Annotated in this window: 15 protein-coding genes; 5 read left to right on the plus strand and 10 right to left on the minus strand. The window is 66.7% G+C overall.

Features of this window, described 5'->3' with window-relative positions:
- Positions 1 to 172 precede the first annotated feature (172 nt).
- The 3 genes from AB0B25_RS19190 to AB0B25_RS19200 form a co-directional block, all read right to left on the minus strand.
- Positions 173 to 1,225, minus strand: a complete 1,053-nt coding sequence (locus AB0B25_RS19190; protein WP_357181008.1) for a Gfo/Idh/MocA family oxidoreductase — start codon at positions 1,223 to 1,225, stop codon at positions 173 to 175.
- A gap of 199 nt (positions 1,226 to 1,424) precedes the next feature.
- Positions 1,425 to 2,096: a response regulator gene (locus tag AB0B25_RS19195; protein ID WP_357181010.1), complete on the minus strand. Its 672-nt coding sequence runs from the start codon at positions 2,094 to 2,096 to the stop codon at positions 1,425 to 1,427.
- Positions 2,078 to 3,766: a sensor histidine kinase gene (locus AB0B25_RS19200; RefSeq protein WP_357181013.1), complete on the minus strand. Its 1,689-nt coding sequence runs from the start codon at positions 3,764 to 3,766 to the stop codon at positions 2,078 to 2,080. The genes AB0B25_RS19195 and AB0B25_RS19200 overlap by 19 nt, the downstream gene beginning before the upstream one ends.
- 209 nt (positions 3,767 to 3,975) lie before the next feature.
- Here AB0B25_RS19200 and AB0B25_RS19205 point away from each other — a divergent pair, with 209 nt between their 5' ends.
- Genes AB0B25_RS19205 through AB0B25_RS19215 form a run of 3 tightly spaced genes read left to right on the plus strand, consistent with a single transcriptional unit; the run spans position 3,976 to position 6,785 of the window.
- Positions 3,976 to 4,854 (plus strand): ABC transporter ATP-binding protein, encoded by an 879-nt coding sequence (locus AB0B25_RS19205; protein WP_357181016.1) that lies wholly within the window; start codon positions 3,976 to 3,978, stop codon positions 4,852 to 4,854.
- On the plus strand, positions 4,844 to 5,731 hold the full coding sequence (locus tag AB0B25_RS19210) for an ABC transporter permease (RefSeq protein WP_357181019.1): 888 nt from the start codon (positions 4,844 to 4,846) through the stop codon (positions 5,729 to 5,731). Before AB0B25_RS19205 ends, AB0B25_RS19210 begins: the two co-directional genes overlap by 11 nt.
- A gap of 1 nt (position 5,732) precedes the next feature.
- Positions 5,733 to 6,785 carry an ABC transporter substrate-binding protein gene (locus AB0B25_RS19215; RefSeq protein WP_357181022.1) on the plus strand — a complete coding sequence of 351 codons (1,053 nt, stop codon included), beginning with the start codon at positions 5,733 to 5,735 and terminating at the stop codon, positions 6,783 to 6,785.
- Positions 6,786 to 7,045: 260 nt separating this feature from the next.
- Here the strand turns inward: AB0B25_RS19215 and AB0B25_RS19220 are convergent, their stop codons facing one another.
- Complete coding sequence (locus AB0B25_RS19220) at positions 7,046 to 7,807, minus strand: siderophore-interacting protein (RefSeq protein ID WP_357181025.1); 762 nt, start codon at positions 7,805 to 7,807, stop codon at positions 7,046 to 7,048.
- Between the two features lie 265 nt (positions 7,808 to 8,072).
- Positions 8,073 to 9,260 (minus strand): serine hydrolase, encoded by a 1,188-nt coding sequence (locus tag AB0B25_RS19225; protein WP_357181028.1) that lies wholly within the window; start codon positions 9,258 to 9,260, stop codon positions 8,073 to 8,075.
- A gap of 291 nt (positions 9,261 to 9,551) precedes the next feature.
- On the opposite strand from AB0B25_RS19225, the gene AB0B25_RS19230 reads away from it, so the two are divergent.
- On the plus strand, positions 9,552 to 10,985 hold the full coding sequence (locus AB0B25_RS19230) for an amino acid permease (RefSeq protein ID WP_357181030.1): 1,434 nt from the start codon (positions 9,552 to 9,554) through the stop codon (positions 10,983 to 10,985).
- 240 nt (positions 10,986 to 11,225) lie between these two features.
- Here the strand turns inward: AB0B25_RS19230 and AB0B25_RS19235 are convergent, their stop codons facing one another.
- From AB0B25_RS19235 to AB0B25_RS19255, 5 genes are all read right to left on the minus strand, one after another.
- Positions 11,226 to 11,591, minus strand: a complete 366-nt coding sequence (locus AB0B25_RS19235; RefSeq protein WP_357181032.1) for a DUF4345 family protein — start codon at positions 11,589 to 11,591, stop codon at positions 11,226 to 11,228.
- A 162-nt stretch (positions 11,592 to 11,753) separates the two neighbouring features.
- Positions 11,754 to 13,166, minus strand: coding sequence for an MDR family MFS transporter (locus tag AB0B25_RS19240; RefSeq protein ID WP_357181034.1), 1,413 nt, complete (start codon positions 13,164 to 13,166; stop codon positions 11,754 to 11,756).
- Positions 13,167 to 13,354: 188 nt separating this feature from the next.
- Positions 13,355 to 13,759, minus strand: a complete 405-nt coding sequence (locus AB0B25_RS19245) for a DUF779 domain-containing protein (RefSeq protein ID WP_357181037.1) — start codon at positions 13,757 to 13,759, stop codon at positions 13,355 to 13,357.
- Positions 13,759 to 15,276 (minus strand): aldehyde dehydrogenase, encoded by a 1,518-nt coding sequence (adh, locus tag AB0B25_RS19250; protein WP_357181040.1) that lies wholly within the window; start codon positions 15,274 to 15,276, stop codon positions 13,759 to 13,761. The genes AB0B25_RS19245 and adh overlap by 1 nt, the downstream gene beginning before the upstream one ends.
- A 103-nt stretch (positions 15,277 to 15,379) precedes the next feature.
- Positions 15,380 to 15,574 carry a hypothetical protein gene (locus tag AB0B25_RS19255; protein WP_357181043.1) on the minus strand — a complete coding sequence of 65 codons (195 nt, stop codon included), beginning with the start codon at positions 15,572 to 15,574 and terminating at the stop codon, positions 15,380 to 15,382.
- Positions 15,575 to 16,751: 1,177 nt separating this feature from the next.
- Between AB0B25_RS19255 and AB0B25_RS19260 the strand changes: the two genes are divergently transcribed.
- Complete coding sequence (locus AB0B25_RS19260; RefSeq protein WP_357181047.1) at positions 16,752 to 17,474, plus strand: hypothetical protein; 723 nt, start codon at positions 16,752 to 16,754, stop codon at positions 17,472 to 17,474.
- Positions 17,475 to 17,736: the final 262 nt, after the last annotated feature.

Genomic DNA, 17,736 nt, shown 5'->3' on the forward strand with positions numbered 1-17,736 from the left:
AGCACGGCACCCGGCGCTGCGCACCGGGTGCCGTCGCAAACACCGCGTGAACGCCGGCGACAGCCCACGGTCGGCCTCTCGTCGATATTGCTCTCAGTCCGCAGACATTCGTATGCACCGCGCAGGACTTCGAAAACCGATAACGGCGGCGTGCTCACCTACATACTCGCTGTCAGGCGGCGACGATGACACCCGAGGCTGCCGATTCGCGCGCCTTGCCGAGCAGACGCAGCGTGGTGACGGCGTCGCGCGGGTCGACCGGAGTGGGGGCGCCGTCGAGCAGGGCCGCGGCCATCTCGGCGTAGAACGCGGGGTAGTCGCCCGATGCGGTCGGCGTCGGCACAGCGTCGGGTTCGGCGCCGAGCAGACCCCAGCGCTCGGGTTCGACTGTGCCCCACGGCGCGCCGTCTCCGGGGCGGCGGCCGGACCGCAGCGCGTCCTCCTGCGGGTCGAGCCCATAACTGACATACCCGGACTCGGACCCGAGCACCCGGAATCGCGGGCCGAGTTGCGGTGCGACAGCGCTCATCCACAGATGCGAGCGGACGCCGGAGGTGTGGGTGAGCGCGACGAAGGCGTCGTCATCGGTGCGGATTCCCGCACGCCGACGATCCAGTTCGCAGTACACCGAGTGCACCGGGCCGAACAGCGTCAGGGCTTGGTCGACCAGATGGCTGCCGAGATCGAGCAGGATGCCCGCGCCGTCGTCGGGGGAACCGACTTCCCGCCAGCCGCCTCTGGGTACCGGCCGCCAGCGTTCGAACCGGGACTCGAAACGTCGTACCCGGCCCAGTTTCCCGGTCTCGACAAGCGCACGTACGGTCCGGAAGTCACCGTCCCAGCGTCGGTTCTGGAATACCGAGAGCGCGAGACCGGACCGCTCGGCCTGCGTGACCAGGGCTTCGGCGTCGCGCACCGACACCGCGATCGGTTTGTCGACCACCACCGGCAGTCCGGCGTCGAGCGCTCGCGCGGCCAGCGGCGCGTGCGCGCGGTTGGGTGTCGCGATCACGACCAGGTCGATCCGCGCTGGTTCGGCGAACAGTTCGTCGGCGTGCGACACCACACGGACGTCCGGGTGCGCACGCCGGGCGCACTCGGCACGTTCTGCCGACGACGTGACCACCGCGGCCACCCGCATCCGTGGTTCGGCGGCGATCAACGGAGCATGGAACACCGAGCCGGCCAAGCCATACCCGACGACGGCGACCTCGAGACTGCTCATGCTCCGACGCTACCGCCGCTCCGGCCCACAGCCGAACGGGACACGGTCGAACCGAGACATCGCGGACGCGTCCGTCTGCGTCCGAGCGATCGACGGTGAACTCGCTGGTCAACGCGCAATGGCTCCGTGGTCGTGCGTGCCCCTGCCACCGCGCTCCACAACACCGCCGACCCCTGCGAACTGTCTCGGCGCCACCTTCTCAGCGCTGGGCCACGGCCGAGTACTCCTGTTCGGGGCGGCCGGTGCTGCCGTAGCGCAGGCTCATGCGTACCGCGCCGCCGGCTACGAGAGCAGCCAGGTAGCGCTGTGCGGTCGCGCGGGAGATACCGATGGCGGTGGCCACTTCGCCGGCCGACAGTGGAGTCTCCGCGTCGAGAATAGAGTGCAGGACAAGGTCTTTGGTGGGCGAGGCGGTGGCAGCCGGAGCGCTCGTCGCGCTGGTGGGACGTAGGGCTTGCAGCGCCGCCGCCACCCGGGCGTTGTCGACCTGCGGGGCGGACAGGATGCGCCGGTAGCGCGCGTACGCGGCCAGCCGGGCGGCCAACTCGGTAGGCGGGAACGGCTTGACAAGATAGGCCATGGCGCCCGCCGCGATGGCCGCCCGTACCGTGTCGCTGTCCGTGGCGGCGGTGAGAATCATGGTGTCGCAGTGGAGTTCGCGCACGAAATCGATGCCGGAACCGTCGGGAAGATAGACGTCGACCAGCGCGAGATCGATCGACTCCGCCACGACGATGTGCCGTGCGGCGGCGAGGGTATTGGCGGTGCCCGCGATGGTGAAACCGGCGATGGAGTCCACGATTCCGGCGTGCAGGTTCGCCACCCGGAAGTCGTCGTCGACGACGACGATCCTCAGATCTGCTGTGGCCATGGCACCTCATTGTCGATGAGCACTCCGGGCATGCGAGCGATGAATTCGGCGCCGGTGAGCGGCGGTGCGCCGCCGCCGGGGCTGGACAGGCGCACATCGCCGCCGTGCGCGCGGGCGATCTGGCGGATCAGCGCGAGGCCGACCCCGCGCCCGCCGGGAACCCCGTGGTCCTCGCGGGTAGAGGTGCCCTCGGTGAACAGCGAATCCACCAGTTCGGGCGCGACACCGTCACCGCTGTCGGTGACCGTGCTGTGCAAGGTCGAATTCTCTTGTACCAGCTCGACTTCGACCTGCCGCACCGGTCGATCCGAGGCGCGGACCGCTTCGATGGCGTTGTCGAGCAGGTTGCCCAGGACCGTCGTCACGTCGACCGGATCGGCGAGGCTGCCCTCGACCCAGGTGTTCGGGCCGAGCAGCAGGTCGACGCCGCTCTCCCTGGCGTGTGCGGCCTTGGCCGCCAGGAATGCCTGCAGGTAGGCGTCATGGATGGCGTCGATACCCGGTGTCGCGGCGCCGAGCGGTCCGGCGCCGACGAGCTCGTCGATCGATCGCGACGCCTCCTCTGCCCGTCCACGGTGCAGCAGGCCGCTGATCAGGTGCATCTTGTTGGAGAACTCGTGCCGCTGTGCGCGCAGCACCGTGCTCATCGACTGCACCGCGTCGAGTTGCCTGGTCAGCGACTCCACGTCGGTGCGGTCGCGCACGGTGAGTACCGCGCCGAGATCGCGCCCGTCGCGGCTGACCCGCCGCGCCGAGACGATGACGATATGTGAACCCACCGTCGCCGAGGCGGGTTGTTCGTCCAGGCCGCGGAACACTTCCAGCACCCGAGGGGTCAGTCCGATCTCGTCCACCGGTCGACCGATGTCCGGTCCGATGCCGAGCAGCCTGCGCGCCTCGTCGTTGACGAACGTCGTGCGCCAGGACGCGTCGACGGCGAGCACGCCACCGCCGATGCCGTGCAATACCGCGGCCTGGCCGCGGACGAGTTCGGCGAGTTCGTCCGGTTCCAGCCCGAGCGTCAGACCGCGCCACCGCCGCGCGAGCAGTACCGAACCGGCGATGCCGACCAGCAGCGCGGCCCCGACCAACACGCCTGCCGTTCCCAGATCGTCGAGCAGCTGATCGCGCACCGCTTCGGTGGAGATGCCGACGCTCACCGCGCCCACGATCCGGTCCGAACCGAGGTCGAGCACAGGTACTTTCGCGCGCACCGAGTCACCGAGCGTGCCGCGTTCCTGCACGATCACCTCGTGCCCGGCCAGCGCTTCGGACGGGTCGGTGCTGACGTGCTCGGTGAGGCGGGTCTGGTCCGGATGTGCCAGACGGATGCCCGCGTCGTCGGTGATCACCACGAACAGCGCCGCGTTACGTTGCGTCGCATCGACCGCGATCTGTTCCAGCGGACCTGCGGCGAGCTGCCGGTGCAGCTCCGGGTCGGCGGTGACGATCCCGGGTGCGTACCTGCTCACCTCACCGCGCACCGCCGGATCGGCCGCGACGGTGCGAGCGATGGCCAGTGCGCGCTGCCCATAGGCATCGCGCAGCCGCTGGTCGCTGATGTAGCCGAATACCGCGAACGCGACACCGAGCGTCAGCGCGACGACCACGATCTGCAACAGCAGAACCTGGGTTCGCAACCGCACGGCCCGTATGCGCTCAGTGGCCATGGCCGCAGCATAGGCGGCCGCCTCGACGCCGCCGGACCCGGCGCGGTCCAGCGGCGGTCTGCGCGCAGCGCCGTCGCACCGCGACATGGTGTGCGCGAAATGCGCAAAACCTGCGAATCCCGTGTTTGTGGCGGTTGTGCGCACAAGCTCCGCCCTGTGACTCGGGACACGTACGTTCGGCCTATCTGATCTCGCAGAAGTAGGAAGCAATGACCGAACCACTCATCGAGCTGCGGAGCGCGACGAAGCGCTTCCCCGGCACCGGCGGCGGCATTCACACTGCCGTGAAGAACCTGAACTTGACGGTCGCCCCCGGCGAATTCGTCGCAGTCGTCGGCCCGACCGGATGCGGCAAGTCCACCACGCTTTCGCTGGTATCCGGACTGGAACCGGCCTCGGCCGGGCAGACGTTCGTGCACGGCACGGAGGTGCACGGCATTCCCGACGGTATCGGCTACATGTTCCAGCAGGACGCGGTATTGCCGTGGAAGAGCGTGCTGGACAACGTCGCACTCGGCCCGCGCCTGCGCGGCGCGTCGAAAGCCGAGGCGCGGGAGAAGGCGGCGGTGTGGGTCCGCAAGGTCGGCCTGGCCGGGTTCGAGGGCTACTACACCCATCAGCTGTCCGGCGGCATGCGCAAGCGCGTCGCGCTGGCGCAGACGCTGGTCAACGAGCCGGAGATCCTGCTGATGGACGAGCCGTTCAGCGCCCTGGACGGGCAGACGCGCCAGCTGATGCAGGACGAACTGCTGCGCGTGTGGGCGGGTACCGACGTGAGTGACGCGCCTGGTGACGGCAGCATGCGTAACCAGGCAGCGCCCACCGAACGTCGCAACGGACGCCGGGCCGCGGTCATCTTCGTTACCCATGACCTGGAGGAGGCCATCGTGTTGGCCGACCGGGTGGTCGTCATGACCGCGAGCCCGGCGACGGTCTGCGGCGACTTCACCGTGGGGCTGCAGCGGCCGCGCAGCGTCGAGGAAGTGCGGCTGACCACTGAATTCCGTGACATCTACAAGGAAATTTGGGAAACGCTGCGCGACCAGGTCGAGGCGGCTCGAGCCAAGGGAGCCTCCCGTGTCGCATGACGTCGTCGAAAGAAGTTCCGCCGTGGTGCCGGTGGTGGAAAACGAGTCCGAGGAGCAGATCCTCGCCCGGGTACGCGCCAACGCCAAGCGCGCCCGGATCCGCACGTGGGGACTGCGCCTGGCTCTGGTGGCGCTGTGGCTGGGCTCTTGGGAGCTGACCGCCTCGCTGTGGATCGACCCGTTCTTCTACTCCAAGCCGTCGCTGATCTGGGAGCGACTGGTCGAATGGTTCGCCCGAGGAACGCAGTTCGGCTCCATCTGGCTGCAGATCTACACCACCGTCGAGGAAGCGGTGCTCGGCTTCGTGATCGGTGCCGTGGCCGGTGTCGTGCTCGGTGTGCTGCTCGGGCGCAGCCGGTACTGGGCCGAGGTGCTTGCGCCGTTCATCAAAGCACTCAATGCGGTACCGCGTATCGTGCTCGCCGCGCTGTTCATCATCTGGTTCGGCCTCGGACTCAGTTCGAAGGTCGCGACCGTTGTCGTGCTGGTGTTCTTCGCGGTGTTCTTCAACGCGTTCACCGGCGCGCGCGAAGTGGATGGCAACGTCATCAACAACGCGCGCATCCTCGGCGCGAGCAGGCGGCAGGTGCTGACGTCGATCGTGCTGCCCAGCGCGACCACCTGGATTCTGTCCAGTTTGCATACCGCGTTCGGCTTCGCTCTGATCGGCGCGGTGGTCGGTGAGTACGCCGGCGCCAGCAAAGGGCTGGGTCTGCTGATCAGCAACGCCCAGGGGACCTTCGATTCCGCGGGCATCTATGCGGGCATGATTCTCATCACCGTCATCGCGCTGGTCGCCGAATGGGGGATCGGAATGGCAGAGAACCGGTTGTTGAAATGGCGTCCGTCGCAGGCGACCGCGAGCCACGGGGTCTGACATGAGCTATCGCAAGCATGTGGCCGTGGTCGTCGTGGCCGTCGCGGCGCTACTGCTCGCCACGGGATGTCGGGATTCGCGGCACATTCCGACCGCGAACGGGCGTCCGCAGATCACCATTATGGTCGGCGGGTTGGAGAAGGTGATCTACCTGCCCGCCATGCTCACCAAGCAACTCGGTTACTTCGAACGCAACGACATCGATGTCGAACTGCTCGGCGAGCAGTCCGGCGCCAACGCCGAGAACGCGCTGCTCACCGGTGATGTGCAGGGTGTAGTCGGGTTCTACGACCACACCATCGACCTGCAGGCCAAGGAACAGTGCATCCGCTCGGTTGTTCAGCTGGCGGACGTGCCGGGCGAGGTCGAACTGGTGTCGAAGCAGGACGCGCCGACCGTCGGATCGGTGGCTGACCTGCGCGGCAAGAAGCTGGGTGTCACGTCGTTCGGCTCGTCGACCGACTTCCTCACCCAGGCGCTCACCGGGCAGGAAGGCATGTCGACGGCGGACTACACCCGTGTGAAGGCCGGTGCGGGACAGACTTTTATCGCCGGAATGAATCACAATGGCATCGACGCGGGGATGACCACCGACCCGACCGTCGCGCAGATGGTGAACTCCGGCGAGGCCGAGATCCTGGTCGACATGCGCACCGAGGCGAGCACGCGTGCGGCCCTCGGTGGCCTCTACCCGTCCTCGTCGCTGTACATGAGTTGCGCCACCATCGACGCACACCCCGACATCGTGCGCAAGCTCGCCGCGGCGTTCGTGCAGACGCTGCAGTGGATCAAGGCGCACACGCCGGAGGAGATCGCGGCGAAGATGCCTGCGCAGTACGCGAGCGCGGGCAAGGATCTGTATATCCAGTCCATTCGCGACTCGATCGGGATGTTCAACGGCGACGGATTGATGAAACCCGAAGGTGCCCAGAATGTCCTGAAGATCCTCGGTAAGTACTCGACGAATGTTCGTCCTGTTCGCGATCGCATCGATCTGTCGAAGACGTACACGACGCAGTTCGTAGCGGAGGCATTGCGCTCGACTCAGCAGTAGCGTGCACCGCGCCACCCGACCCGCTGCGCCGCCCGAGCGGCTACATCGCCCTCGGGTGGCGCGGTGCTGCCGGCACATCGCGGCTACGGGCGAATCCTCAGCGGCGGCACCGACGCCATGTCGATGCATCCAGAAGTTGGGACGCCACCACCCGGCCACGCCGATTCGCTCGGTGCGCGCCTGCGGAGATCTCGATCGCGGTGGACGGCATCGTGCGGGACAGCATCTGCCGTGCTGCCGATCGAAGCCCATCGGCAGCATCAGCTGTTGGCCGCCGCCGATTCGCTCGCAGTGAGTTCGGCCTTCCACTCGCGGAAACCCTCCTCGGTGCGACCGAGTCGCCAATAGCCGGAGATCGACGCGGCCCATTCGGCGGACACCCCGCGTTCGCGGCGCACATAGCGGCGCAGGTCGTGCATGACCGACTTCGCCTCGCCGTGGATGAAGACCTGGACCTGCCCGTGCGCCCACGGTGCTTGCCGGACGGCCTCGGCGAGCAGCTCACCCGGCGGGCGTACGCCGCGGTGCAGCCAGGTCAGCTCGACACCGTCCGGCTTCTTCAGCGGCAGCTCGTCGTCGGGTCCGGCGACCTCGACGAAGGCCATTCCGGTCGCGTCGGCGTTCATCGTCTCCAGCGCCGTCGCGATGGCCGGCAGGGCCGCCTCGTCCCCGGCCAGCAAGTGCCAGTCGGCGTCCGAGCGGGGGGAGTAGGCACCGCCGGGACCGTACAGATCGATGGTCTCGCCCGGCTGAACCGAGGCCGCCCACGGTCCCGCTATTCCCTCGGCACCGTGGAAGACGAAATCCGCGGCGATCTCTCCGGCGAGCTGATCCACCGAGCGAACGGTGTACGTGCGCAGCACCTCGACCCCGTCCCGCGGGAAGATGAATTTCACGTAGGAGTCGGTGAACTCGCCGGGCCGGAACGCGGCGAAACCGGGGCCGCCGAGGTGAACCCGGATCAGGTGCGGGGTGAGCCATTCGGTGCGTTGCACGGTGAGGGAAGTGCGGGGTCGTGCCATAGCTGACCTCCAGGTATAAGTAATTAGGATTGCCTTAGTTACCCTACCCGTCTTCCGGCTCGGCCGCGGACGCCGCTGACGGCGTGCCGAACGCCGGACAAGGGGCGGGTATCAAGCGAACCGCAGAGGACGCACACCGTGCCGACCCCCACGGAACGGCCCGGACCCCGCAACGATCGGCGCACGTGACCGGTGGACCCCAGCTGCCAGTCCTCGGATTTCTCGCCGAGCCCACTACTGACTTCCCGCTGGTACGACCGCCGGGTCATCGCCTGGCGATCGCACGGAACACGTCGATGGTCTCCTGCCGGTCCTGAGCGGTCCCATGGTCGCTGAGTTTGACGATGACCGTACCGCTCGGCGGGTCGAGATAGATGTACTGGCCGTAGACCCCGACCGCGGAGATGTCCTGGCCGTCCCCGCCGCTCGGGTGCCACCACTGCGCGCCGTAGCGCCAGGCGCCCACCGGGTGCGGCGCCGGAACGCGGATGCGTTCGAGCCACTCGGGCGGCACGACCTGCGTGCCGCCGGCCCGTCCACCCGCCAGCACCAGCTGGCCGATCTTGGCGAAATCGCGGGCGGTGGCGTTGAGACAGCAGAAGGCCTTCTCCTGTCCGCCTGTGGTGTCGAGGTTCCATTGGGCGTCGTCCTGCGCGCCCATCGGATCCCAGATATCGTGCTGCAACAGCTCACTGACCGATCTGCCTTGGACCTTCGCCAGCGCCATACCGAGTAGTTGGGTGTCCACGCTGCGATAGTCGCCCGCGCTGCCCGGCGCGAACCGAAGGCTGCGGTGCGCGCGGACGAATCCGCCCAGATCCTCGGTCAGATACATCCGGGCGGTGCCGGTCAGCGGCAGGTACTTGTGGTAGTTCTCCGGGACATCGACGCCTGAGGTCATGTCGAGCAGGTCCCGGATGGTGATGGTGTCGTATCCGCCGCCGGTGGCCAGCTCGGGCAGGATGCGCGTCAGGCGGTCGTCCTCGCGTAACTTTCCGGCGGCGACGGCTTGGCCGGTCAGCAGCGAGACCACGGATTTCGCGACCGACCAGGAAGACTGTGGTGTGGTCGGCTGGACGCCGTCGCCGTACCACTCGGTGGTCAGCACGCCGTTGCGCAGAACCAGGAACGAGTTCGTGTGCGTGGTGTCGAGGAACTGGGCGATCGTGATCTGCGAACCTCGCCACGGAACCGTGACCGGTAGCGAATCGCTCACGACGGGTAGTGGACGGGGGGTAGGGGAGGCTGCCACCGTCCGGCTGGCGAAAAGCCTTCCTTGGGTGGATGGCGGGTCCACTGAGAGCCGAAGCAGCGTCGGTGGCGACGGGATGTGCAGCACCGCCGTTGCCGCGAACGACGCCCCGATCATGATGGCGACGACCACGACCAGTGCGGTTGCCGTGCGCAGCGCATATCGGCGAAGGCGTGGCCGTCGGGTGGGTTGTTCAGTCATAACAGGCGCTCGCTCCGGTCCGCACCCGTGTGCCGGTCATTTGCCGTCGCCCGCCCTCGCCGGCGTCGTCAGTGCTGTGACCGATGATGACACGCTGGACGGTCGATCGGGAAGGCGACGGTGCCGGGCAGTCGGTCCGGGGCATCGGCGGCAACATCGGGCGCGAGGCGGCAGGGGCCGGTAGCGTGGCGAGCTGATCGTGCCGAACATGCGGTGATCCGACGCCGTACTCGGCGCACCGACCGACGATCCCGATGTCGCGTCGTTGCCGAAAGAGGGAAGGACCGCACTATGACAGCCGCCGACCGTCAGGTACAGGGCGCGGGGCCGCAGGGCCCGGCGGGCGCAGGCGACTCGGAAGGCTACGCACGCGGGCTGAGCCCTCGCACCATCCAGATGATCGCCATCGGCGGCGCGATCGGCACCGGCTTGTTCTATGGCGCGGGTGGAGCGATCGAGCAGGCCGGCCCCGCTCTGATTCTCGCCTACTTGGTCGCGGGCGCGGCCATCTTCGTGCTCATGCGGGCCCTCGGCGAGTTGCTGACCTATCGCCCGATCTCGGGCAGCTTCGCCGAGTACGCGCACGAATTCCTGGGCCGTTTCGCCGGATTCGTGACCGGCTGGTCGTATTGGGCGGTGTGGGTCGCCACCTGCATGGCCGAGATCACCGTGGCGGGCAGGTACGTGGAGTACTGGTTCGACATAGCGCCGTGGATCACCGCCCTGGTGGTGCTCGCGGTGATGTTCTGCGCCAATCTGATCTCGGTGCGCCTGTTCGGCGAGGGCGAGTTCTGGTTCTCCACCATCAAGGTCACCGCGATCGTCGGCATGATTCTGCTCGGCATCGGCGTGCTGCTGTTCGGTTTCGGGCACGCGGCCGACCCCACCGTCACCAATTTGTGGGCCGATGGCGGTGTGTTCCCGAACGGCATCGGCCAGTCGCTGCTGGTGCTGCAGATCGTGCTGTTCGCCTATGTCGGCGTCGAACTGGTCGGCGTCACGGCAGGGGAGGCGCGTGAGCCGCGCAAAACGCTCCGCAAAGCGATCAATACGCTGCCGATGCGTATCGGACTGTTCTACGTTGGCGCGCTCGTGGTGATCATGTCGGTGTCCAGCTGGCGGACCTTCCACGCGGGCAAGAGCCCGTTCGTGGAGGTGTTCGAGCAGATCGGCATTCCCGGCGCGGCGGGCATCATCAACTTCGTGCTGCTCACAGCGGCGCTGTCGTCCTGCAACTCGGGCATCTACTCGACCGGTCGAATGCTGCGCACCCTGTCGTTGCGTGGGGAGGCGCCCGCCCGGTTGAACAAGTTGAGTGCGAGCGCGGTGCCCTATGTCGGCATCATCGCGTCGGCGGGCGCCATGGTGATCGGCGTCATCGTGAATATCATCTCCCCGGACAAGGCGTTCGCCTACATCACTTCGGTGTCGACCATCGGCATCATCTTCGTCTGGGGCGTCATCCTGGTCTGTCACCTGCTCTATCGGGCCAAGGTCGCTCGTGGTGAACTCCCCCCGTCCGACTACCGGCTGCCCGGCGCGCCGTACACCACTGTGCTGGCGCTGGTCTTCCTCGGTCTGGTGGTCGTGCTGCTGTTCTGCACCGACAGCGGGCGAACGGCGATCGTCGTCGGCGTGGTGTGGGCGGCTCTGGTGTCGGTCGGCTACCTGGCGCTGAACCGGCTCGGAAAGTCCGGTGCGGCCGCGGATTCCGTGCAGCGCTAGTCCGCCCGGGCTGTCGCTGCCGAGGGCTGTCCGCAGGTGTTGTCCGGGATGCCATCCGGCTTGCAGTACTCAACAGTGTCGCGGATGATCGGTCGAGCCTGCGGCGCGGCGCCGGGTCCATATTTGATTTTTCGACGAGGGTGGTCAGGTCGACGCCTCGGCGGCGCGGCCCAGCCTCGAAGTGGATGCTGTGGTCGTAGACGAAGACAGCGAGCGGCTCGGTCGCGATGAGTGTCGCCGTTAGGCCGTGAGCAATAGCGCGGTGGCCGCGAGCGCCTCCACCACGCAGTAGAACCACGTGGGGTAGAAGGCTGTTCGTTCATCCAGTGCCGCGGACAGCACTCGTCCCAGGGCCATACCCGCCAGCGCCGCGCCGACCGCGACCATGATCCCGGCGCGCAGCGAGCCGAGATCCAGCGCGGCGACGCTCAGCACGGCTGCCATGGCCAGTCCGAAGCCGCCGTAGACAGCGCGTACTTCGTAGCGGGCGCTCGCCACGGTGAGCCGAACGCCGAACGGCCCGATCAGAGCGGCAGGCGCGACCAGCGCGTAGCCGCCCATCGCGAGGAAGAACAGCCCGATGATCGTGCAGACGGCGACAGCCACGTTTTCCTCCAGGGCACTGGTCTGGTCAGAACCCGAGCATGCGCTTCTCCGGCGGCGACTGCTTCCATAAACCGGCTATCTGGTCAGCCACGGCGCGACCCAGTGTCCGTCACCGATCAAGTCGGGCGGCTCGCTTCCACTGCGCCCGATCGCTCCGCGCGGTCAGGCGTGCGACGCCTCCCGCCCCGGCATCGTGGCCGAAGCCACCATCAGCACCACGGCCATCGCTGCCACCGCGATGAACACCAGATGCACCGACGAGGCCAGCGTGGCGGGCAGCGGGTGGCCGGTGGCACCGACTCGCGAGTTCACGATCGCGCCGAAGACCGCGACACCGACTGCGCTGCCGATCGAGCGCGCGAACATGTTGGCCGAGGTGACCACGCCGCGCTCGGTCCATTCGGCGCTGGTCTGCGCCGCGATCAGCGTGGGGGTGGCGACCAATCCCATCCCGGTGCCGATGACGAAACAGGACGCGGCGACCTGCCATAGCGTCGAGTCCATGGTGATCAACAGCGTGCTGGCCGCGCCGAGCGTGACCAGCACGCTACCGATCACGGCGGTGGTGCGAAAACCGATGCGCAGGTACACCTTTCCGGCCTGCGAGGCGGCCAGCGGCCAGCCGAGCGTGAGCGCGCCCACCGTGAGGCCCGCGACCAGCGCGCCGGTGCCGAGCACGCCTTGGGTGTACGTCGGAACGTAAGAAGTCAACCCGAGCAGGATGGCCCCGATCAGCACCGCCACCAGGCCGCTGGCGATGACCACGCGGCGGGTGAACACCCACAGCGGCAGAATCGGGTTGTCCGCGCGGCGCTCCACCATTGCGAACAGCACGAGCAGTGCCGCGCCGCCGACGAATACGCCGATGCCGGTGGGGGAGGCCCAGGCCCACGCCTGCCCGCCTTCGAGCAGTCCGAGGATCAGTGCGCCCGCGCCGACGGTGAGCAGTGCCGCGCCGAGGTAGTCGACGTGTTGTCTACGCCGCGGCGCGCTCTCGGCGAAGTTGCGCACCAGCATCCATCCGGCGAGCGCCGACAACGGCAGGTTGATCAGGAAGATCCAGCGCCAGCTGACGTATTCGGCGAAGATACCGCCCAGCAGCGGACCGGCCACGCTCGACATGGCCCACACGCTGGCCAGGTAGCCCTGCACCTTCGCGCGCTCGGACAGCGTGTAGAGGTCGCCGGCGATCGTCATCGTCATCGGTTGGATCGCCCCGGCGCCGATACCCTGCACAGCGCGGAAGATGATCAGGCCGAGCATGCTCGTCGCGACGCCGCACAGCAGCGACCCCAGCGCGAACATGGCGATCCCGGACAGGATCACCGGTTTGCGGCCGACGGTGTCGGCCAGCTTGCCGTAGATCGGCACCGTTACGGCCTGGGCGAGCAGGTAGATGGAGAACAGCCAGGGAAACTGCGCGAAGCCGCCGAGAGTGTCGGTGATGGTCAGCACCGCGGTGGCGATGACGGTCGAGTCCAGTGCGACCAATGCTGTCGCCAGCATCAACGAACCGAGGATTGCTCCACGCTCCGATCGGAGGCCGACGGATAGTTCCCTTGTCTCGGTCGTCACCGGGGCACCCTCTCGTTCGTTCGTTCGTCTAACCATCTCGAACGAACATATCCATGGCCGAGCTATTCCCCAACGGAATTGTTTCGTCCCCCGGACCCGGATGGGCGGCTCACCGAAGCGGCGGTTCGGTGAGCCGCCCGGTCGGTGCACCGGCGGCTGCCGTATCCCGCAGTCGGCCGGTACACCGTTCAGAAGGACGAATCCGCCCCGGTTCGTGGCGGCGGCTGTGCCTCGAGATAGGCAGTCTCCTCGTCGGTGAACAGGCGCGAGCGGATGAGGAAACGCACGCCTTCCGGCGCTTCGAGTGAGAACCCGCTACCCCGTCCCGGCACCACGTCGACAGTGAGGTGCGTGTGGCGCCAATACTCGAACTGGTCGGCGCTGATCCAGAACGGGGTATCCGCGCCGAGGCACCCGAGTAACACGTCTGATGCGCCCACCCGGAATTCGCCGCGCGGGTAACACATCGGTGAGCTGCCGTCGCAGCAGCCGCCGGACTGATGGAACATGACCGCGCCATGCTGCCCGATCAGCGTGTGCAGCAACGCCTCCGCCCGCTCGGTGAGTTCGACGCGACGCGCCGGATCCGGCATCAGAAGAATCCGAGCTTGTCCGGCGAGTAGCTGACCAGGAGATTCTTGGACTGCTGATAGTGGTCGAGCATCATCTTGTGGTTCTCCCTGCCGATGCCGGACTTCTTGTAGCCGCCGAAGGCGGCGTGTGCGGGGTAGGCGTGGTAGCAGTTCGTCCAGACGCGTCCGGCCTTGATCTCCCGGCCGAGCCGGTAGGCGGTGTTCATATCCCTGGTCCACACGCCCGCGCCGAGGCCGTAGAGGGTGTCGTTGGCGATTTCCAGCGCCTCGTCGATGGAATCGAACGTGGTCACCGAGACGACAGGGCCGAAGATCTCCTCCTGGAAGATTCGCATGTCGTTGCGGCCTTTGAAGACCGTGGGCTCGACGTAGTAGCCGCCCGGGAACTCCTCGACCTTGCGGGTGCCGCCGCCGGTGAGGACCTCCGCGCCTTCTCGGCGGCCGATATCGAAGTAGGACAGAATCTTCTCGTATTGGTCGTTGCTGGCCTGGGCGCCGATCATGGTGGACTCGTCGAGCGGGTTTCCGCCGCGGATCGCCTGGGTGCGTTCGATGCACCGGGAGATGAACTCGTCGTAGATCGCCGAGTGGATCAGCGCGCGAGACGGACACGTGCACACCTCGCCCTGGTTGAGCGCGAACATCACGAAGCCCTCGACGGCCTTGTCCAGGAACGCATCGTCGGCGGACATGATGTCGGGCAGGAAGATGTTGGGGCTCTTGCCGCCCAACTCCAGGGTGACCGGGATGATGTTCTCGCTGGCGTACTGCATGATCAACCTGCCGGTCGTGGTTTCGCCGGTGAAGGCGACCTTCGCGACCCGCGGGCTGGAGGCCAACGGTTTGCCTGCCTCCACGCCGAAGCCGTTGACGATGTTGAGCACTCCGGGTGGCAGCAGATCGGCGACGAGTTCGACCACCTTCAGGATCGAGGCCGGGGTTTGCTCGGCGGGTTTGAGTACCACGGCGTTGCCTGCTGCCAGCGCGGGTGCGAGCTTCCAGGTGGCCATCAGGATCGGGAAGTTCCACGGGATGATCTGGCCGACCACGCCGAGGGGCTCGTGGAAGTGGTAAGCGATGGTGTCGGCATCGATCTCGCTGATGCCGCCCTCCTGTGCCCGGACCGCGCCGGCGAAGTAGCGGAAGTGGTCGACTGCCAAGGGCAGATCGGCGGCGAGTGTTTCGCGTACCGGCTTCCCGTTCTCCCAGGTCTCGGCGACCGCGAGCGCTTCGAGGTTGTCTTCGATCCGGTCGGCGATCTTGTTGAGGATAGTGGCGCGCTCGGTGGTGGACGTGCGTCCCCACCCGTCGGCCGCGCGGTGCGCCGCGTCCAAAGCGAGATCGACATCAGCGGCCGAAGATCGTGCCACCGAACAAAATGTCGCCCCGTCCACTGGGGACGGATTGTCGAAGTAACGGCCTTCGACCGGGGCGGTCCATTCACCGCCGATGAAATTCTCGTAGCGTTCGGCGAATTCGACGATGCTGCCTTCGGTTCCCGGCTTTGCGTAACTCATGGCGGGTAACTCCTCGCTGGTTGCGGACGTGACGCGCACGGCTGTTTCGGCCGTGATGCAGGTCACTATGCCCGGTGTGGGTTGATGAAACGTTGAAGCCGGCTCAGGCACGCAGCGCGCCGTGCAGCCAGGTGGCCGCGAGTGCCCGGCTGGCGGCTCCCGCGGGCAGCAATCGCAACGTGCGTTCGTGGATGTGGATGTCGTCGGGTACGCGCTCGCCGGCACGCGGCGGGTGCTCGGCGGTGCCGCTGGACAACACCGCGGTGCGCACTCCTACCTGCGGGTACTCACACGCCACTCCATGATTCCCGGAGTTTCCGAGCCGGGGAGCAGCGGTCCGCGAGACAACTCGACGGAGCCGGCGTTGTCGTCGGCGCTGCGACCGGGTGCTCGGCGGAGAATGCCGTGTGTGGTCGCTCGGTGCGCAGGCCAACGCCAGTGCGTTGGTCCCATGCGCGCCGGGTCCTATCGCCCGCCGGGCGCGAAGATCGCCTACTCGGCGCGGCGGCGCATGGCCGGCCCGCCGTAGGACCACAGGATCGCGACCCGCAGTCCTGCGGATCGGCTGCGGTGAAGTCGCGCGCGACCGGATCCAATACGGGTGTGGCTCACGGAATCTGCCGCGTCGTCGAAACCCGCCCCCTGTGGCGCGGGAACGCGCCTTGAAATCACGCCGACCGTATAGCAGGTCGGCTCGTCGCGACCGACCCGCAAGCCGCGCCGCCATCGCACGCAGCCGCAGCGACATAGGAACCGCCAGATCTACATGGATGTCGACCATTGCCATCACATTCCCTCGTATTCGACCTGTCGCGCCGGTACGGGAAGGTTGGGGACGGAATATCGAACACCCGTGATATGAGCTCGACCGGATACTGCAGGTGTATTTCACGAGCCGCACGATCGCCTCGGGGTTCAGTCGACGCGCAAGGCGAAATGTACACTGGCAGAAAGCGATACCGCGTCAACCCGCTCCGGATCGGCAATCTACCGCTCGAGTTCCGGTACTCGGCGGCAACAGTGGTCGGCAGTGAATCGCTACCTTCGCGGGAGCCCGCCTGGGCGTGGCGGATTCGGTTAGGCAACGCCTCGTGATGCACTTCGAGCTGCTGAGCCCGGCTTGCGGACCGTCGGCTTGGGATCGGACCCCGGACACACCGGACCGCCCGCGACGGCACCTCAGCGGGGGTACTTCGAGCAGGGGGAACCACCATCACAGTGGCGCAATGTGCCGCTGAATGGCGGCACATCCAACAAAGCGCCGATATCAAACGAGCCATTACGATAATTGAAACATGTATGAAACACGGCGGACATGCACAATGAAATGGCGGAATGACATTATGGATGAGTGGGCAGTATGTAGTCGCCGTGGTCTATGGCAGTCCGGTGTGCATGCCCTCGTTCAAGACGAAAGTGGACATTTGGGAAAGGTATATAGAATTCACAACAAGCATAGATTGTAAATTTAAAAGATGGAGAGCCGAATGGCAACTTCAACTTACGAAGAAATAAATTCAACTTACGAACAATTCGAATGCATAGTGCCGCGCCGCCCCGAGTCTGTGACCGATTGGAAGCGATGGTGTGTTGCGGCGTCGAGCCTGCTCACTGTCGTGCTGCTCTTCCAGCCATGGCTGGTGGCGTCGGGGCCATCCGGCGACGTGCGCGTCAATGCCTTCGGGTGGATGGAAGGCTCGCTCCCCGGGCTCGATGGCTTCGGGTATCAGCCGGCCAGCTATGCCGACACCATCAGCGATGGATGGGGGATGCTGGCCGGCGTCGCCGCGGCAGTCACCATATCCACGGCGATGCTATCTCTCGCAATGGGTATCGAGGCGTTGTCGCGCCTCATTGCCGTCAGTGGTGTGGCTACCACGGTATTCGTTCTGGCGGCCTTGCTGTATCTGCATGGCAAAGCGCCGGAGCTGCGCGATATGACAAGACACCGCGACGAGCTCACCGGACTCGACGACGTTCTGCGGACGTTCGTCGGTGCTACCGAGGGGTCGAGCCCCGAGGCAACGCAACAGGCTGCCACCGCAGTGCTGACAACTCCGGCGCTGCTTTGTGCTCTCGCCGCGGTCTGCACGGCCGTCATAGCCCTCGCAGGGTTACGGAATCGAACTCGCCTTGTCCCGGTGTATGAACTGGATGCCGAATTTCGATCGAGTGAACCGGAGAGCAGTTCGAGGTGACCTTGCTGTGCCGGACCGGTCCGGTCCGGCATCGGTCGGCTGGTCCTGGGTGGTCGGACACCCGTGACGTGTGGCTGTCGGTCGGGGCGCTGATAGTGGGCTTTGCGCGGTCGCCGAGCCGAGATGGCCTGTCGCCCAGAAGGGGGCGTCAAAGCGAAGCGCCGCATGTATGGCGGCGGGATTCGCGCTCCATGACTGTGTGGCGAATTACCGTTCGCTATTCGCCGCATACGTCGTGCAGATGATTTCCCGGCTCCGCCGT

This window comes from Nocardia sp. NPDC049190 (genome assembly GCF_040648115.1).
GTDB lineage: Bacteria > Actinomycetota > Actinomycetes > Mycobacteriales > Mycobacteriaceae > Nocardia.

Bases quoted from the DNA above. Each gene is read 5' to 3' on its own strand.
- AB0B25_RS19190 (WP_357181008.1), bottom strand. From the start codon at position 1,225: ATGAGCAGTCTCGAGGTCGCCGTCGTCGGGTATGGCTTGGCCGGCTCG.
- AB0B25_RS19195 (WP_357181010.1), bottom strand. From the start codon at position 2,096: ATGGCCACAGCAGATCTGAGGATCGTCGTCGTCGACGACGACTTCCGG.
- AB0B25_RS19200 (WP_357181013.1), bottom strand. From the start codon at position 3,766: ATGGCCACTGAGCGCATACGGGCCGTGCGGTTGCGAACCCAGGTTCTG.
- AB0B25_RS19205 (WP_357181016.1), top strand. From the start codon at position 3,976: ATGACCGAACCACTCATCGAGCTGCGGAGCGCGACGAAGCGCTTCCCC.
- AB0B25_RS19215 (WP_357181022.1), top strand. From the start codon at position 5,733: ATGAGCTATCGCAAGCATGTGGCCGTGGTCGTCGTGGCCGTCGCGGCG.
- AB0B25_RS19220 (WP_357181025.1), bottom strand. From the start codon at position 7,807: ATGGCACGACCCCGCACTTCCCTCACCGTGCAACGCACCGAATGGCTC.
- AB0B25_RS19225 (WP_357181028.1), bottom strand. From the start codon at position 9,260: ATGACTGAACAACCCACCCGACGGCCACGCCTTCGCCGATATGCGCTG.
- AB0B25_RS19230 (WP_357181030.1), top strand. From the start codon at position 9,552: ATGACAGCCGCCGACCGTCAGGTACAGGGCGCGGGGCCGCAGGGCCCG.
- AB0B25_RS19245 (WP_357181037.1), bottom strand. From the start codon at position 13,759: ATGCCGGATCCGGCGCGTCGCGTCGAACTCACCGAGCGGGCGGAGGCG.
- adh (WP_357181040.1), bottom strand. From the start codon at position 15,276: ATGAGTTACGCAAAGCCGGGAACCGAAGGCAGCATCGTCGAATTCGCC.
- AB0B25_RS19260 (WP_357181047.1), top strand. From the start codon at position 16,752: ATGGAGAGCCGAATGGCAACTTCAACTTACGAAGAAATAAATTCAACT.